This window comes from Mucilaginibacter sp. OK098 (assembly GCF_900142915.1).
Classification (GTDB): domain Bacteria; phylum Bacteroidota; class Bacteroidia; order Sphingobacteriales; family Sphingobacteriaceae; genus Mucilaginibacter.
Map to the genome: position 1 here is coordinate 238,534 of NZ_FRCM01000003.1, position 18,821 is coordinate 257,354.

Genomic DNA, 18,821 nt, shown 5'->3' on the forward strand with positions numbered 1-18,821 from the left:
TATCCGAGCTAAAATTTAACAACCCTCGTTTTCCCTGAACAATTTTTTATTGATACCTGTGCTACCTTATCATTGATGAGGATAAACCTGGAGGATTGGGAAAGAAACGAACTTCCATAGTAGAACTCCTGTTTGGTGCGGCTGCCATCTTTGCAAGTGATAACAGCGCTTTGATCTGTATCGCCTATTTGTAATACGGAAACATTAGCATTTAATCGAAAAATGCGGAGAGGCCCTGCGTGTTCGCTGGCCGCAAGCAGGTAGTTATTCGCGGCGCCTTTTAATTTTACAAGCGCCTTCCCGTTTCCGGGTAAGTAGATGCCGCTCCTTGCAATTGATAAAGGGGTAAACCCGCCCTTGCCGTCACCTTTTAATAATAAGCCATTTAAGGCATCATATCTTCCAATGGAAACATCGGTGCCAAAATCATTTCCATTGATCAATAGATCGAGATTGCCGTCCCCGTCAAAATCGTCGGCCACCATTCCATTTAATGCTGAAACCTGCGCCTCGGGAGGCAAGGGAATTGCTGTGAATTTGCCTTCGCCATCATTCCTGAAATAGCATGATCTCAATTCGGTGGCTTTAAGCCGCAACGCATTTTTCATTTGATCGGCACTCAGCACATCCTGCATAGTAGCTTCGGCATATGAATGATAATTAGTGAATTTTACGCGTAAACTTATCATCTGCTTAAAGGCGTCCTCCCTTACATTTGCAGGATATTCCCGTTTTATGCCGTCTTTGCCTGGGAGAAACAATGATGGAAATGCATCAAACCTGTCTCTTTTGTCGAAATCATTTGCTGTTATAAACACCGGAAATTCCTCACTGGCCTGGTACAGAGAGTTTAATCCAGCATTTCCAACTATATAATCCATTCTGCCTGTATGCCTGAAATCACCCGCCACTATTGAGTTCCACCACCCGGTTTTGTTGCTGACGCCACTTTTTGGTGTAACGTTTACAAACCTTCCATTTATATTTTTTAAGAAAGTTAGCGGCATCCATTCTCCCGCTAATACCAGGTCTGTTTTACCATCGTTGTCAAAGTCGCTAAAAATGGCATCGCATACCAATCCGATTTTTTTCAGGTCGGGTGCAACTTCATTGGTTACATCCGTAAACTTTACCTTGCCGTTCTTTGTGTCGTTTCTTAATATATAACTATTTACGGGTTCAGGATATCTCCATGGCTCAACTCTCCCGGAGATAAACAGATCTAATTTGCCATCATTATTATAATCGAATGCCCTTACACATAACTTACTTTTAAAACATACAGGTAACGCATCCTTTGCAAGTGTAAAATGGCCTTTGCCATCATTAATATACAAGCGGTCCTGGTATGCCGGATCATTTGCCGGCGTTTTGTAACCGCTGCCGGTAATTAATACATCCGGAAATTTATCGCCATTCGAATCAAAGATCAGAATTCCTCCGTCAAGGTAGGGGTGGTCGTATTTCTTTTCCTCTAAAAGGCCCCTTTGCATAAATGTGCCGTCCCTTTGTTGGAAAAAAACCTGTGCCGGTTCAGTAAAATTCCCACCGACAACTATATCATCTAAACCATCGCCGTTGATATCGCCAACAGACAGCGCAGGATTGTATTCTGAAAGCTTATGCGGCAAAAGCTTTTGAATATTAAAGTCTGCATAATCTGTGTCGCGATGAATGTACTTTACTGCGCTTTTGCTTGTGATATTTGTAAATAGCGGAGTTTTTATTTGTGCTGGATTTACCCAGGTATATGTTTGACGTGCATTATTAACGTTTGCGGACAACGTTTGATCTGTATTTACGTTTAAAAATGTTTGGCGATATTTGTTCGGCCATTTAACAACCACCGAATCGATGGTTTTGCATTTACCTAATCCAAAATGTGCCATAGGCTGGATGCTGGAGAGGTAGCCCCTGTAAGGATTGTTTTCATATACCTGATGCAACCCGTGCTGATAATAGATATCGACAAAAGCCCCGATTCCTTCTCGGTTCTTATCTGGACCTTTAAACGCTACGTTGAGATAATGCTGCACATTTTTTTTATCCTCCGCAGCGGTGTTTTTATAAATCAGCGCTTCATCATTAATATTATTAATCACAAGGTCCATTGCGCCGTCATTATTTAGGTCGGCATATACTGCCCCATTCGAAAAGGAAGGAATACCCAAGCCCCAATTCTGGCTCACGTCACTAAATTGCACACCGCCCTCATTACGAAAAGCGTAGTTGTGAATTTTGACAGACGGGATCTGGCTGAGGATCTCCTTTTTTGTAGCCATTAAAAATGCATTAGATCTGTAGGTAATAAAATCATGATCGGTAACATCGCGGGGATAACCATTAGTAACTATAATATCGCGGTAGCCATCGTTGTCAAAATCGGTAACCATCGGGGTCCAGCTCCAGTCTGTTTGCGCTACACCGCTTAAAAAGCCAATTTCGCTAAACGCAGGGTGACCGACCTGGTTGTTTTCTCCAATAGAAGGACCTTGATTTAACTGAAGTGTATTTCGCACATATTGATATTGATAACCGTAGTGGTCGAAATTCTGAATAGTATTATAGCTGCTTGGCCCCGACATCATTTTTTTTCGGAAATTATCAGCCGGGCTCATGTCTAATTCAAAAATGTCGGCCAGTCCATCGTTGTTTATATCCTCTATATCTTGCCCCATGGCATTAAACGAGGTATGCTTAAAATACTCTTTTGATTTGTTAGTAAAAGTGCCATCATGATTATTGATGTATAATATATTATTCGAAAGGAAGTCGTTTGTAACATAGATGTCCTTCCAGCCATCAAGATTAATATCGGCAATGGTTGCAGCGTGTCCGTATCCTTCTATTTTGATCCCCGCTGCCGCTGAAACATCTTTAAACACAGGATGTTTAAGTTTCGGGTTCCAGTCGTTCCGGTACAATCGTCCCATGCTTCTGCCGTTGCCGGCGGTATCAATAGGCCTGAACTGATTGGGGAATTCGGCAGGGTTCGGCTCATTTACGGTCAAATACATATCAAGGTCGCCGTCATTATCATAGTCAAAAAAACTGGCCATTGTAGAAAATAACTGAATATCAAGGCCATATTCCTTTGCCTCCTCCTTAAATACAGGGACACCGGCCTTATTACCCCCCTGGTTGATATACAGTAGGTTTTGCCTCTTTTTTGGATCATTTGCAAACGAATTACATACATATATATCAGGTAACCCATCATTATTAATGTCGATAATAGAAACGCCCTTTCCCCAACGCCCCTTGCCATCTACTCCTGCCGCGGCGGTAACATCCTCAAACCTAAAGTTCCCTCTGTTGAGGTATAACTTATTTGGTACCATGTTGCCGGTAAAATAAACATCCGGCAAGCCGTCGTTATTAAAATCTCCTATGCCAACACCTCCGCCATTGTATACAGTCGCATTATCGATAGGATTAATTGAATCGTTTTCGGTAATCAGGTTATTAAACGTGATGCCGGAACCGGATGATGATATTTGCTCAAATAGCGTATGTTTTTTACACGAAGACATTAGTATTGCTATAGTAAAACCAATAAAGAGCCTCTTCATAATTCGACAGGAGATTAAAGAAAAAACAGGCGGCTTATTGGCCGCCTGTTTTTAAAATTAGTACAAATAAATTAATAACCAGGATTTTGCTGCCCTTTAAGTAGCGGATTATTGTCAAGTTCAGCCTGTGGTATAGGCAGTAGCTCATCTCTGCCAGCGTGAAACTTATCAATCGGCTCAGTAGAGAAATATCCCTTTTTACGCCATCTTAAAATGTCGATATTACGTACCTGTTCATCGCCCAATTCTACCATTTTCTCGTGCATTATTGCCTTAACCACATCCCCTTTTGCAGCAACAGGAAATTGTGTTGTTGGATATGGCGGCATTGCAACATCGGGCCTTGCTCGTACCATATTCAGATAGGCTACAGCTCCGGGAATGTCACCCAGCTCATTAGCACATTCGGCAAGGTTAATTAAAATCTCCGAATACCGTATAATACGCTGGTTGTTACCGCCAGGGTGGAATCCAGCCGTACCTGCACTTTCCTGATAAATAAGCATAAATTTGCGCCAGCTTATTTTTTTAGTCTCACCGTGAAGAATAGAAGAATTTCCGTTTTGATCACCATCCGTTAAAACACTTAGCCCGTTATTATACTTATCTCCGCTTTGATAAACGCTATATGAAAAGCGCGGGTCCGTTTTTACAGCACCAGTAGCTGTACTTTCAAATTCATTTAAGTATTTGTCCGAAGGGATAAGGTTCCTCCAGGCAACAGGGCAATATTCCTGATTTCTCACCGTTGTTTGAGATTCAGTCGCGCTTTCGCCGCCCCAGTTATAGCTATTGTCACCTTTGTCCACAAATACAACTTCAAAAATTGATTCCTGGTTAAACTCTGTCGCTAACTCAAAATTATCCAAATAACGGTTTGTTAAAGAGTATCCGTCAGGACCTGTGGTCGGGATTTTTAAAAAGGCAGCTTTAGCACCCGCATAATCCCCTTTTTGCATTAACACCCTGCCTAACATCGCATTGGCAGCGGCGGCTGTGGCCCTTCCTTTATCAGTCCCTGTTTTCCCGGGTAATACGGCGGCGGCATCGGTCAAATCCTGAATAATCTGCGTATAAACTGAAGCAACAGATGCACGGGGCTGAAATGCGGCCGGACTTTTCGCTACTGCTGTTAACAAAGGCACACCGCCCCACATGCTAACCAGGTCAAAATAAGCCCAGCCACGTAAAAACTTCGCCTCGCCAACTGTTTCATTCTTGTCCGCCACATTGTCGGTAACGTTTGGCGCATTGTCGGTTACCACGTTGGCGCGGAATATTACTGTGTACCAGCCGTTCCATACTGAGTTCGTAACCGAATTTGTAGGGTCGTCGGTGTTTTCATACAACTGCCTGCGTGGTACTTCCAATTGACCACCGCCGGGGAAAACCTCATCGCTGCGGGTGTCATGTAAGTAATACCACTCACGAGACACCAGATTGTTCTGGTGCATAGCTGCGTAGGCAGCGTTAACCGCCGACTTTAACTGTGCTGCTGTTTTATAATAGTTACCGGTAGTCAGGTTGTTGGGATCAGATGTATCCAACGCTGATTTTTTACAAGAGAATACGATCACCGTTATCATTAGTATGATAGTGGCGGATAATAAATAAATTTTTCGGTGTTTCATAATATACAATTTTTATGATTATTAAAATGTTGCCTGTAAACCTACCAGAAGCGTCCTTGGTTGAGGGTATTGCCCATAGTCAATACCATTTGTAAGCGTTCCATTTTTAGAGCCGACCTCAGGATCCAGCCCAGTATATTTGGTAACAGTGAATATGTTTGCTCCCGACAGGTAGATCCTAACTTTGCTTACGTTATTATCGGTAGCATTCTTAAGCCACCCTATTGGTAAGCTGTATCCTATCTGCAGATTTTTTAAGCGAAGATATGAACCGCTTTCAATCCAGCGTGACGAAACCCTTAAATTACTGTTAGGGTCGCCAGAGATTGCTCTCGGAATATTAGTGTTAGTATTTGACGGAGTCCAGGCATTTAAAACGTTAACATCTGAATTAAACAACCTTGCCATACCTTCAAGTATTACTTTTTCGGCATTAAATATTTTATTGCCATACACTCCCTGGAAAAATGCAGTCAGATCGAAATTCTTGTAACTGGCGGAATAATTTAACGAATATGAAAATTTAGGAAGGTAACTGCCCAGGTTAACCCGGTCATTAGCATCAATAACGCCATTATGATCCTGGTCCTTAAATTTAATGTCGCCTGGTGCCGCATTGGTTTGGGTGGCATGGCCGCTTACATCAGCTGCACTTTGAAATATACCTTCAACTACATACCCATAAAAATACTGGATAGATTGGCCGGGTACAGTATTAGTAATCACGCCGTTTCCAAAGTCAGCATCCTGACCGGCCGATATAGAACCATTCGCACTTCCAGTTAATGAGGTAACTTTATTCCTGTCTAAACTAAACACACCGGTGATATCATATTTAAAGTCACCGGTTTTTTTATGATAAGCTGCGGTAAGTTCAATGCCCTTATTGTCCATTGAACCAACATTTGCTATAGGCCCGCCAACACCAAAGCTCGGTGGGATTGGTACACTTAAGATCAGGTTATCGGTTTTTCTGTCATAAACCTCGGCCGATAAAGTAAACGTGTCTTGGAATAAGCCCAGGTCAACACCAATATTCGTTGAATTGGTTATTTCCCAATGAAGCTGAGAATTACTTAGCCCACCGTAATAAGAACCGTTACCCTGGTTAACGCCGGTTGCCAAATTGTTAAACGGATAGGTTGTTCCGCCCGCTGAAACATTCGATACGTATGGATAATTACCCAATACAGTTCCGTTTATACCGGTACGACCATAACCGGCCCGCAGCTTCAATTCGCTGATTGAAGTGATACCTTTCATGAAATCTTCCTGGTCAACCTTCCAGCCCACTGAAGCTGCAGGGAACCATTCATATTTGTGCCCCGGTGCCCAAACCGACAGGCCATCCTGGCGTATTGAACCGGAAAGCAGGTATTTCCCCTCATAATCATAACCTACACGCCCAACATATGATGTCAATACATTAGTACCATAAGTATAATTAGTAGTTGTGTTAGTGGCGTTCTGCAGGGTTTTTATGGTGTTATTATTTTGGTTACCAAAGGAGTTTTGGTTATCACTCCGGTTGGTTTGAGCTTCGTAAACTGCCACAGCCGAAACGTGATGTTTGGTGGCGAATGTCTTGTCGAAGGTTAATTGCTCTGTATATAGCGTAGTTGTTCCGCTATTGGTATTTTCGGTTATAGAAGCAAGCGGGCTGCTTGACGTGCCGCCGTCATTGTATATGGGCGTATACTGTTCTTGCCTGTTTGTTCCGTAATCGATGCCGTAAGTAGAATTAAACTTCAGCCATGGGGTAAGCTTTACTGTTAAAAAAAGGTTACCATGTATTCCGAAGCCGTAATTACGGTTGTCATTAATTAACGCCTGTTCAACAGGGTTAACCGGGTCGGCGCCATCGAAACTGTTTTGAGGACCGAAATAACCACCCGGATTATTTGGATTGTGAACAGGTATATATGGCTGCATCCTTATCACATTGGTAAGAGGTGTCCTGTTGCCCGGGGGAATGCCAAAACGTTGGCGGGTAGAAGAAACATTGAACGTTTCGCCGATAGTAACGAACTTGTTTACATTGTGATCGGAATTCATACGAAAGTTTTTCCGGGTATAAAACGTTCCAACTGTGATGCCATCCTGATCAAAATAACCGCCGGATGTAAAGAAACGGGAAACATCATTTCCGCCGCTTATGGTAATATCATGCTGCTGTATAGGCCCTTTTTGGAAATATGCGCTTTGCCAGTCGGTATTAGTTTGAGCAAAAGTTTGCGTAGCCCCGGCGTAAATAGGCAGGTTAAAATTCGCAGGTTGTAAACGTGGCGGTAGCCCAATTCCTGCAGCTCCATCTAATGCCCGCTCATACTGAAGGTATTGATTTGTATTAAGGAGATCATAACGCTTGGTAACTTCCTGTATGCCTCCGTAAGAACTGATGCTTACCTGAGCCTTATTATTTCTTGACCCCTTCCTGGTGGTAATCAGGATAACGCCGTTGGTTCCCCGGGAGCCGTAGATGGCTGCCGAGCTTGCGTCCTTAAGTACATCAACGGATTGTATGTCCTGGGCGTCCAAGCCTCCGATAGATCCGGCGACACCATCAATAATGTACAGAGGATCACCTCCATAACCTATCGAACTTACACCGCGGATTTGAACTACAGGCGCACTGCCGGGAGAACCATTGTTGGTAACACTTAAACCAGCTACCCGGCCTTGTAAAGCCTGATCGACACCGGATACAGGGAGGTCTGTTAACGTTTTGCCGCTTACTGACGAAACAGCGCCGGTTACATTGGCACGCTTTTGCGTTCCGTAACCTACTACCACTACCTCATTTAGTGATTTGGTATTATTCCTTAACGTTACGTTGATTACTGAATTACCCGATACAGCTACATCTTTTGAAGCATAGCCTACAAAGCTAAAAACAAGTACTGCCTGGTCATTAGGTACCTCGATGTGAAACGCGCCGGTATTGTCGGTTGCGACTGCAGTAGTTGTGCCTTTTAACGTAACCGTTACACCGGGCAGCGCTAAACCATCCTCGTCGGTTACTTTGCCTGTTATAACCTTGTTTACATCTGATTTTGCTACATCAGGATTTAAATGCCGCAAATGAGCAGAGCCATTAGCCGCAAATGCGGAGTTTATAATAGTAATACATATAATTACCATTATAACCGTCATTCTCATGAAAGTGCTTAGTAAATATTTTTTTTTCATAATTGGTTTGTTAATTGAAAATTGGTGAAAATTAAATTGGCTGTTCGACCGGTGGTAGGTAACTGAGCGTCGATTCAATTAAATGCTGCTACGCAGTTGGAATACGCACCGATGTAGTTTAATACGGGCCGCAAACTGTGGCCGGCAAAACAAAAACATTTGATTTATTCTCTCATAAATATGTATTTAAAGGATCTGCAATCGATTGTAGAACCTAACCTGCTTATGCTTTCCGGCATGCAACAAAACATTGTGCGCAAGTCCATCAAGGGTTTAACTTAAATCGAAATTTAAAAGAGCTAACGGGTCGGCTTTACTGGTTTATTATACTAGCGGACAATGGATGAATTGCAAGTGCTATATGGGAGTAAAATTAGCTTTGCTGAATAATTCGGTAACACATTTTTTACCATAAAAAGACAACATTTGTCAAACACGGATAAATTCAAAGTGCATAGATTACCGCAAAGGGAGCCTGGCCGGTTTTGAAAAATTCCTTACCCGGTTAATGGTACGGTTCCCTCACCTTACGGCCTGGCTTAGCTCGTTAATTGAAGTGTTCGGCGGCCTGGCGATATTGTCCGGCCTTTTTGTAAGTATCATGGCTATCCCGCTGATCTATACCATGCTGGTTACTATGCTTTCCCCAATCTTATAATTACCGTTGGTACGATAAGGAAACAGTTTGTTTGAGGCCCAAAGTGACTTTAGAAGACGAACAACCCATCGATCATGTCATTCCGAACCAATTGCCCCGGCTTCGTATCTGATCATTTAAATGTTTTTCCACTTTGCTGTAAACAATTAAATTAAACGTGTATGCACAGATGTCATGATCAAACCCTTCGAAATACGCAGGCGTGATACTTTTTCCATCAATTTGAACATCCCGCACTCTATTTTTTGACTTTTGTACCCGTCCATTCAATTTTAACCTCTATAATTTTACCACCAGATTAATAAACCTGGTACCACTTAAAAAATATTGCCGCTAAAATTTGCTGTTGTTCCAATGGCTGCATTTAAGTGCCCGTGTTTTTATTAATTATCCTTTCGCCTTGCGCAAATAAAATTTAACCAATATATAAAATAAATGATAACGAGCTATCCATCCTTAATGAGCCTGATTATCTGATACCCTTACTTGCAATTAACCAATTATTAATAGCGGCAAATTGTATGTCGCATCTTAACCATTTTTTATGAAGAAGACTTTAAATTATCTATTGTGCATTCTTGCCATCCTGGCGCTGACCAGATGTACGAAGCAAATGACTGTTACTCCGCGTATTAAACCGCTTATGTCAAAAACGATTACTAGTTCATTGGATTCGTACCCGGGGTATAACACTTCGCCGCTTCCGCCAGATCAGACAGGGGTAGCCAGTACGGCGGTTCAGATCGCTTCAAGAATAACACTAGGATATAATATAGGCAACACAATGGAAGCCCCCGGCAGCGAAACCGGATGGGGAAACCCCATGATTACCCAGGCACTAATTGACAAGGTAAAACAAAGCGGTTTTAACGCAATACGGATTCCTTGTAATTGGGATTGGTCACATATATCAAACAGAACAACTGAACAAATAGACCCGGCCTGGCTCGCCCGTGTGCAGCAGGTTGTGCAATACTGCGTTAATGATGGTATGTATGTGATATTAAATATACATTGGGACAACGGATGGTTGCAAAGCAATGATACGGTCACCGCGCAGGCTGCAACTAATGCCAAACAAAAGGCACTTTGGGAGCAAATTGCAACGCAAATGCGTGGTTTTGACGAACACCTGCTTTTTGCCAGCACGAACGAACCCGGTGGAACCACTGCCGCCGCAATGAGCGTTCTGCTTTCTTATCATCAAACTTTTATCAACGCGGTGAGGTCAACCGGCGGCCACAATAGTTACAGAACTTTGGTTATCCAGGGCCCCAACGGAGCTGATATTGTAGCGACAAACAACCTGATGAACACGATGCCCACAGATCCGGCATCCAATCGTTTGATGGTGGAAGTCCATAACTACACTCCCTACAACTTCTGTTTGATGGGCTCGGACCAATCTTGGGGCAATGTGTTTTATTATTGGGGCTCGGGATATCATACCACTTTCGATGTTGCGCACAATCCTACCTGGGGCGAGGAATCGACCCTTAGCAGCTATTTTCAAATGATGAAAACAAAGTTTGTTAACAATGGCATCCCGGTGGTAATGGGCGAATTTTCAGTACAGGGTCAGAATCTTACAGGAGATTATTTAAATTACAACGTTGCTTCAAGGGCGTATTGGTATAATTACAATATGCACCAGGCATTGGCAAACGGGATGCTTCCTTTTCTGTGGGACACCGGTTCGATCATTAACAGGTCGACTTACGCTATACAAGATCAAAAACAGTTAGCGGCCCTTATACAAGGAACGCAAACTGCTTCCTCCCCTGGAATTCAGGTTGGTTCTGTTTACCAAATTATCAACAGGTACAGCTTTAAGCCTTTAGAGATTGCCGGGTGGGGCAATGCTAATGGATCGTTGGCAGATCAATGGGATTATTTAGCCGGACAAAATCAGCAATTTAAAGTGCAGAGCACAGGAAATGGCAGCTACCTGTTAACGCCTATGCATGCTTCGGCGGAGTGTTTGGAAGTATATGGGTGGAATGGCGCTAACGGCGGTACCGTGGATATTTGGTCTTACTCAGGAACAGGCGGGAATAATCAAAAATGGCTAATTCAGGCAACCGACAATGGATACTATAAGATTATCAATGTAAATAGCGGAAAAGCACTGGAAGTTACTTTAGGAACAAATGATCCACCAACTCCACTCAGAAATGGCGCTAAGGTTGATCAATATGATTATAACGGCGGCAAAAATCAGCAATGGGGATTTGTAAAAATATAGAGCAGAATAGAAGTAGATTAATCTAGTTAGATACAATCCCACAAAATCTCTAGTGCCTTACTTAAGTAAGATGTTAGAGGTTTGTTTATGCTACATGCTGATGATTATTTGAGTCAGTTGAACAAAGTTAAGGGACTTACAGCAATGCCTTAAAACAACGGAGTAACGGTACATATAAAAATTAGTCTGAAAATAATAAGAACGATTTTTATCAAATTGAACATTTCGTACTCTATTTTATGACTTTTGTACCCCCTCTTCCATTTTCCTCCTCTATACTTTTATCGCCGAATCAATAAACCTAAGACGGTATTAAAAATATTAGCAGCTCAAATTTACCTGTACCGGGACGGTTTGGGATGCTGGCTTTTAAACAGCGCTTGTTTTTATTATTTATCATTTCGCTTTGCGAAAAATGACATATAGCCAATAAAATAAATAAACCGGGAATAACCCTGTATTCATGATAAACACAAAAGTTATGTTAAATTCTGCGTTGTTCAAAATAATGACAGCCGTTCTATTGCTCTTAATTATGACAATACCTGCTGCTAACGCCTCCGTTATATCTTATAAAAAAGAGGCTAACGGGCTTTTATTTACATTAGATAAAGGCCTTATGAAGGTTGCCATTTGCAGGGACGATATCATCGAAGTAAAATATACTATTTTCAACGACTTCGCCAACAAGCCCTCACTAATCGTAAACGCAAAATGGAGTTTTCCGTCGTTTAAGGTTTCAGAAGACAAGAACCGGGTTACCATCATAACCGCGAAGTTGAAAGTAATAATAAACAAGGCCACTAACAATGTTAGCTATGAAGACCTTCACGGTAAAGAGATCGCTTCCGAAGACAATAAAAGCATTACTCCGGCCACCATTGCCGGGATAAGCACCTACAATATAAGCACCCAATTCAATTCACCAAAGGACGAGGCGTTTTTCGGCCTGGGTTCGCACCCTACCGACACGGGTTCTATCAACTATAAAGGCAGAAACCAGGATATGGCGATAAAATATATGACAGGTGCCGTACCTGTATTGCTATCCACCAGGGGCTATGGTTTAATGTGGGACAACTATTCGGCATCCAATTTTTATGGCGGCGAAGGAAATAATACCAAATTTAAATATGTATCCGAAAGCGGCAGGCAAGCTGATTATTATTTTTTCTATGGCCCCGGTTTCGATCAGATCATCAATCTTTACCGCACCGCTACCGGCAAAGCCCCCATGTTCGGTAAATGGGCATTCGGCTTGTTCCAGTCACAGAACAGGTATATGAGCCAGGATGAAATACTTTCGGTAAAGGATGGGTACCGCAATAATCACATCCCGGTAGATGTTATCGTGCAGGATTGGTATTATTGGGACCCATTCCCGATCGGCTCCCATATAATGAACCCGAGCCGTTATCCCAGCCCCAAAAACCTGCTGGATGAATTGCACAAGGCCAATATTCACGGGATGATATCCATCTGGCCTGTATTTGGTAAAGGAACAAAAGACTTTGATACCCTGAAAAAAATGGGCGGATTAACAAGTATTACCTGGGATAATGTTGTCAGCCATACCTTTGATACCTACTATGATGCACACAATCCAAAAGCCCGTGAATTATACTGGGACATGGCGCGCGACAGCCTGGTTAAAAGATATGGTTGGGATGCATGGTGGGTTGATCAATGTGAGCCGGACAACGGCCTGTTATTGGACGAACGCAGGAAAGCCGACTTTTGGACTGGTAAGGGGATTGATTATTTTAACACCTATTCGCTGGAGCATTCTACCGGCATCTAGCAGGGTTGGCGGCGGGATATTCCTAATAAAAGAGGCTTTTTTCTGCTCAGGCAGACCTTTGCCGGCGAGCAGCGAAATGCTGCGGTGATATGGACATCAGATATTTCCTGCTCGTTTGACGCGTTAAAAAGCCAGGTACCGCAAGGCATCAATACCTGTGTATCCGGCATTCCTTACTGGACCTCGGATATAGGCGGATTCCAGTACAACTGGACCATTCCAGATTGGTCGAAACCCGAATTCAGGGAACTGTTTACCCGCTGGTTCCAGTTCGGTGCATTTTGTCCCATTATGCGCATCCACGGCAATGGTGAACGGGCGATATTTTCAAAGAACTGGGACGAAAATACACGGGCAATCCTTTTAAAATACGACAAATTGCGTTATCGCCTGTTGCCTTATATCTATTCGCTTGCCGGAAAAGTTACCTCAGACAATTACACCATGATGCGTTCTCTGGCATTTGATTTTAGGAATGACACCAACGTTTATAAAATACCTGACCAGTATATGTTTGGCCCTGCATTTTTAGTTAACCCGGTAACCGCCAAAGGCAAAGCAGGAAGAAAAGTTTATTTACCCGGATCGGACCTATGGTATGATTTCTGGACTGGTGAAAAGACCGGCGGCGGCAAAACAATTAATGCAGCTGCGCCGATAGACCAAATGCCAATATACGTGCGTGCAGGTTCCATCGTCCCTATGGGCCCCGAAGTGGAGTATGCTACCCAAAAAACCAATAAGGTTATTGAACTGCGGATCTATCCGGGTGCTGATGGCCGGTTTACCTTTTATGAAGACGAGAATGATAATTATAACTATGAGAAAGGGCAATATGCCAATTTTACGTTTGCCTGGAATGACAAACAGAAAGAACTAAGTATATCAGGTACCAAAGGCAATTTTCCTGGTATGTTAAAGCAGCATACCTTCAATATTATTATGGTCCACGGCAAACATGGTTCAAGCTCAATCGCAACGACTAATGCTGACGAAACGGTTAAATACAACGGTAAAGCAATGGTAGTGAGATTGCGGTGAATGGCGTTTCGCAATGTCCCGGCTGTTCAGTTGCAGCATCGTATAATGTAATAAAGGATAGTCTTTAGTTGATGAAACCCTTAATTTATTTGATAAACAACGGGTTGATGCGTTCCGGGGTGAGATACGGGGCGCATTATTTGTTAATAAACTAGCTATTAATCCGGGGCATGAATTAAAAAACATCCGTTTTTATTAATTCACAAATTGTCTGTATATGCGGCATTTATATTATCTTAGTATACGCCTTAAAAAGTTAATCTGTTGCCTTTGGGCTTTTTTTCAAATGATACTCGATGCGCGTAAAATTTTTTTTTCTTGTTGGGGTTGCACTAATTTTTGCATGTAATAGCACTTTGGGGCAAAGCAGCCAGTACCGGTTTTCGCACCTGGATATCACCAACGGTCTGTCACACAACCAGGTAAATAGCATATTTAAAGATTCGCAGGGCTTTATGTGGTTTGGCACAGCGTCGGGCCTTAACCGGTATGACGGTTATAATTTTAAAGTGTTTAAGCATGATGCCAGTAATAAAAGGTCTATTAATGATGATTTTGTTTACAAAATTTTTGAAGGTCCCGGTAAAAAGTTATGGATATCAACGCGGGGCGGGTATTGTTTTTATGATCCGGAAACGGAACAGTTTAACAGTGATATGCAGCCGTTGCTTCGGTCTTTAAAGCTTCCTGGTTATCCCCTTGTTTCTAAAATAGTGAGGTCTGGCTCAGCGGACTTTTGGTTTTTGATCCCGGACTCCGGTATTTACAGATACAGTTTTTTAACCGGACAGACCAAGCGTTATTATCATAGCATTCATTCAACACCATCATTATACTCAAGTTCCATCGCGGATATCACCGTTGATGGCAAAGGCAATACATGGATAGTTTATAGTGATGGGATAGTTGAGATGTTTGATAATAGACTTAATAAAATTAGCTATCAGACTGATGTTTTTAGTAAGGCAACCCACAATAAAAACGGAAATTATTCCCTAACAATTGATCGGGATAATGATTTATGGCTTTACGAATCATACGTTGAATCAGGTGTGTTTTATTACAAACCGTCAACCGGGGTTTTCAGACACATTGATAAGGAATCAGCTGGGGTAAAATTAAAAGCAAACGTCATCAATAATATTATTCAAGCCGATGACGGCTTGATATGGATTGCCACCGACCACGGAGGCATCTGTGTATTGGATAAAAAGAATTTCACCGTCGCTTACCTGCTAAACCGCGAAGAAGACCCCACATCGTTAAAGCAAAACAGCCTGTTTCTGTATAAGGATAACCTGGGGATTATTTGGGCGGGTACTTTTAAAAAAGGAATAAGTTATTATCATAAAAATATCATCAGGTTCCCCCTTTACAGGCATCTTGCCTCGGATCCCGGTAGTTTGAGTTTTAACGATGTAGATAAATTTGCAGAAGACCAGCAAGGGAATTTATGGATTGGCACCAATGGGGGCGGCCTGATTTACTTTAACCGAAAAAACGGCAAGTTTACACAGTATAAATACGATCCTGCAAACCCAAATAGCCTGAGTAATGATATTATTGTTAGCCTTTGTATTGACCATGAGCAAAAATTATGGATAGGCACTTATTTTGGCGGTCTGGATAGTTTTGATGGAGCCACATTTACCCATTACAAACACGATGATAAATTAACTACCAGTGTTGCTGACAACAGGATATGGAGCATCATAGAAGATTCATCGCACCGCTTGTGGATAGGAACGTTTGCTGGAGGTCTTCAAATTTTTGACCGCTCAAAAAAAATATTTTATCACCCGTATAAACAGACCGATATCAGGTGTTCGATGATAGGCGCACTGTTCGAGGATAAGTTCGGCAATATTTGGACAGGTGGATACCTGGGTGTGGACGTAATACTAAAAAACGAGAAAAAAGTAATTCATTACGTCTCAAATGGCAGCGGCATAAATAGTTTAGTCGATAATACCATAAATAGTATTAACGAAGATAGCCGCGGGTTGATTTGGTTAGCCACATCAGGCGGAATAAGCATTCTGAACCCTAAGACAAACACTTTTACCTCGCTAACAACAAAAAACGGGCTCCCGGCAAATTCAATATCGAATACCCTTGAGGATAATAAAGGAGCCATGTGGTTAAGCTCCTCAAACGGCTTAAGCCGTATCTCTTTAAATCCAAAGGCTAATACTTTTAACTTTCACATCGAAAATTTTGATGAAATGGCCGGTCTGCAGGGCCGCGAATTTAATATAAATTCCGCTTTAAAGACACGCAAGGGCGAGCTGATATTTGGGGGCGGTGATGGGTTTAATATGTTCGATCCGGCAAGCTTAGAACCCAACACGAATAAACCTCAATTAATATTTACTGATTTTCAGTTGTTCAATAAAAGTATAACAGCTAATGAGGCAGTTGATGGCCACGTAGTACTCACAAAAGCTATATCGGTTACACGCCAAATTACACTCAATCACAGCGAAAATGTATTTTCCATAGAGTTTGCCGCTCTTGATTTTCTTAATCCCGGTAAAGTACAACATCAGTATACGCTGGAGGGTTTCGACAAAGGATGGGTAAACGCAGACAATAGAACCCGGAAAGCTAACTATACTAACCTGGACCAGGGCGACTATGTGTTTAAAGTACGGGCTTCAAATTCAGAGGGAGTGTGGAACCCGGATTATATTTCGTTAAGAATCAAAATACTGCCTCCATTTTGGAAATCGACCTTTGCTTATATTATTTACCTGGCACTTGTTATTGGCATTCTGTTGTTTATCCGACAGCGGGGAATCCAAAAAATAAGAAGGGGATTTGCGGCTGAAAAGGAAAAAGAAGAAGCGAAATTATTACTTGAACAGGAGCGCCAGGAGGTTAAGCGGATGCAAGAGCTCGACCAACTGAAAATTAAATTTTTGACGAATGTGAGCCACGAGTTTAGAACGCCGCTGTCATTGATTATGGCGCCGGTTGACAAAATGCTTCCCCGTGCTGACCAGGAGCAAAAACAGCAGCTCAATATGATAGGAAAAAATGCCAGGCGGTTGTTAAACCTGGTAAATCAGTTGCTTGATTTCCGTAAGATGGAGGTTCAGGAGTTAAAGCTGCATAGGAAGCCGGGGGATATTGTGAAGTTTATCGGAGAGATAAGCTTGTCGTTTACAGATATTGCAGATGAAAAACAGATTGACTTCATATTCGATACCACGGTTGATTCCTTGTTTACCAGTTTTGACCATGATAAGATAGAAAGGATTTTATTTAACCTGATATCGAACGCCTTTAAATTTACCCCGGCGGGTGGTCATGTTAGCGTGTTACTTAATGTATCGGAAAACCAGGGTAACAATGGCGTTTTACTTGAAATTAGAGTGATTGATACGGGTATTGGCATTCCATTTGAAAAACAAGATAAAATTTTCGAGCGATTTTTTCAACATGATGTTCCTGAGTCAATAATTAACCAGGGAAGCGGCATCGGTCTGGCAATTACACGTGAGTTTGTGAAGATGCATGGAGGAGAAATAGCGGTTGAAAGTGAACCTGACCATGGCAGTTGTTTTATGTTCAAACTACCGCTTGTTATACATCAGCAACCTGAAACGGATCGATTGGTCAATAATGGTGCTGATGACGAGAAGCCGGACATCAATAGCTACAATGAAGATAGAAGTACACCCATCCAGCACCACACAACTAAAAAACCGGTGGTTCTCCTGATTGAGGACAACGACGATTTTCGTTTTTACCTTAAGGATAATTTAAAGGATATATTTTTTATTATTGAAGCTTCGAACGGGAGAGATGGCTGGCAAAAGGCGCTTTCCCAACATCCGGATATTATAGTAAGTGATATTAGTATGCCTGAAATGACAGGTATTGAGCTTTGCAAAAAACTAAAAGGTGATAAGCGCACATCGCATATCCCCGTTGTCCTGTTAACAGCCTTAACTGGTGAGACCGAACAGTTAAAAGGTTTGGAAATTGGAGCTAATGATTATATGACAAAACCCTTCAATTTCGAGATACTTCTCTCAAAAATCAAGAACATACTTATTCTTCGGGATACCTATAAACGGACTTATAAAAAGCAAATAGATGTGCAATTGCAGGAAACTCCTTTACAAAATGAGGATGAGAAACTGTTACGGAGTATAGTTGAATATTTAGAACTCAATATATTAAATGAGAATCTGTCCGTCGAAGAATTAAGCCGCCAGATGAACATGAGCCGGGGGTCGCTGTATAATAAAGTCTTGATGCTTACGGGTAAATCTCCTGTTGAATTTATCCGTTCCATAAGACTAAAAAAAGCGGTGTATTTGTTGGAGAATAGCCAGATGACCATAAGCCAGATATGCTACGAAGTCGGCTTTAACACCCCCAAATATTTTACAAAACTATTTAAGGATGAGTATAACATCCTTCCGTCAGCGTATAACAGTTCAATTCGCCAAAAGAAAAACTTAACCGGGAGTAAAGAATAACAACTTAATTATTTCGCGATTAGCCCCACCCTCACGAGTTCGGTTATTCAGGCTTGTTTGTTATAGCTCCTGAAAAAACATACAAACGGCAGCCTTTTCACGCGCAAACCCCAAAAAAAACGCAGGTAGCCAATTAAACAGTATAGCTTGTTGTTTATATGTGTGTAAATATCTCATTTATAGCAAGTTGA

The 18,821-nt window shown here is 42.0% G+C and carries 7 protein-coding genes and 1 pseudogene; 5 read left to right on the forward strand and 3 right to left on the reverse strand.

Features of this window, described 5'->3' with window-relative positions; all coding sequences use genetic code 11:
- Positions 1–8 precede the first annotated feature (8 nt).
- From BUE31_RS11330 to BUE31_RS11340, 3 genes are all read right to left on the reverse strand, one after another.
- Entirely contained in the window at positions 9–3,572 is a 3,564-nt protein-coding gene (locus tag BUE31_RS11330; RefSeq protein WP_073403491.1) for a VCBS repeat-containing protein, read from the reverse strand.
- A 71-nt stretch (positions 3,573–3,643) separates the two neighbouring features.
- Complete coding sequence (locus tag BUE31_RS11335; RefSeq protein ID WP_073403493.1) at positions 3,644–5,203, reverse strand: RagB/SusD family nutrient uptake outer membrane protein; 1,560 nt, start codon at positions 5,201–5,203, stop codon at positions 3,644–3,646.
- Positions 5,204–5,224: 21 nt separating this feature from the next.
- Positions 5,225–8,392: a SusC/RagA family TonB-linked outer membrane protein gene (locus BUE31_RS11340; RefSeq protein ID WP_200801910.1), complete on the reverse strand. Its 3,168-nt coding sequence runs from the start codon at positions 8,390–8,392 to the stop codon at positions 5,225–5,227.
- Between the two features lie 475 nt (positions 8,393–8,867).
- On the opposite strand from BUE31_RS11340, the gene BUE31_RS11345 reads away from it, so the two are divergent.
- The 5 genes and pseudogenes from BUE31_RS11345 to BUE31_RS11365 all read left to right on the forward strand — a co-directional run bounded on the left by BUE31_RS11345 (position 8,868) and on the right by BUE31_RS11365 (position 18,630).
- Positions 8,868–9,050: a DoxX family membrane protein gene (locus BUE31_RS11345; protein WP_255376662.1), complete on the forward strand. Its 183-nt coding sequence runs from the start codon at positions 8,868–8,870 to the stop codon at positions 9,048–9,050.
- 643 nt (positions 9,051–9,693) lie between these two features.
- On the forward strand, positions 9,694–11,295 hold the full coding sequence (locus tag BUE31_RS11350) for a cellulase family glycosylhydrolase (protein ID WP_200801911.1): 1,602 nt from the start codon (positions 9,694–9,696) through the stop codon (positions 11,293–11,295).
- A 619-nt stretch (positions 11,296–11,914) separates the two neighbouring features.
- Positions 11,915–13,783: pseudogene (locus tag BUE31_RS31415) on the forward strand (TIM-barrel domain-containing protein); the annotation flags it as partial.
- A 15-nt stretch (positions 13,784–13,798) separates the two neighbouring features.
- Positions 13,799–14,137 (forward strand): DUF5110 domain-containing protein, encoded by a 339-nt coding sequence (locus tag BUE31_RS31420; protein WP_234997811.1) that lies wholly within the window; start codon positions 13,799–13,801, stop codon positions 14,135–14,137.
- A gap of 296 nt (positions 14,138–14,433) precedes the next feature.
- Positions 14,434–18,630: a hybrid sensor histidine kinase/response regulator transcription factor gene (locus BUE31_RS11365; RefSeq protein WP_073403500.1), complete on the forward strand. Its 4,197-nt coding sequence runs from the start codon at positions 14,434–14,436 to the stop codon at positions 18,628–18,630.
- Positions 18,631–18,821: the final 191 nt, after the last annotated feature.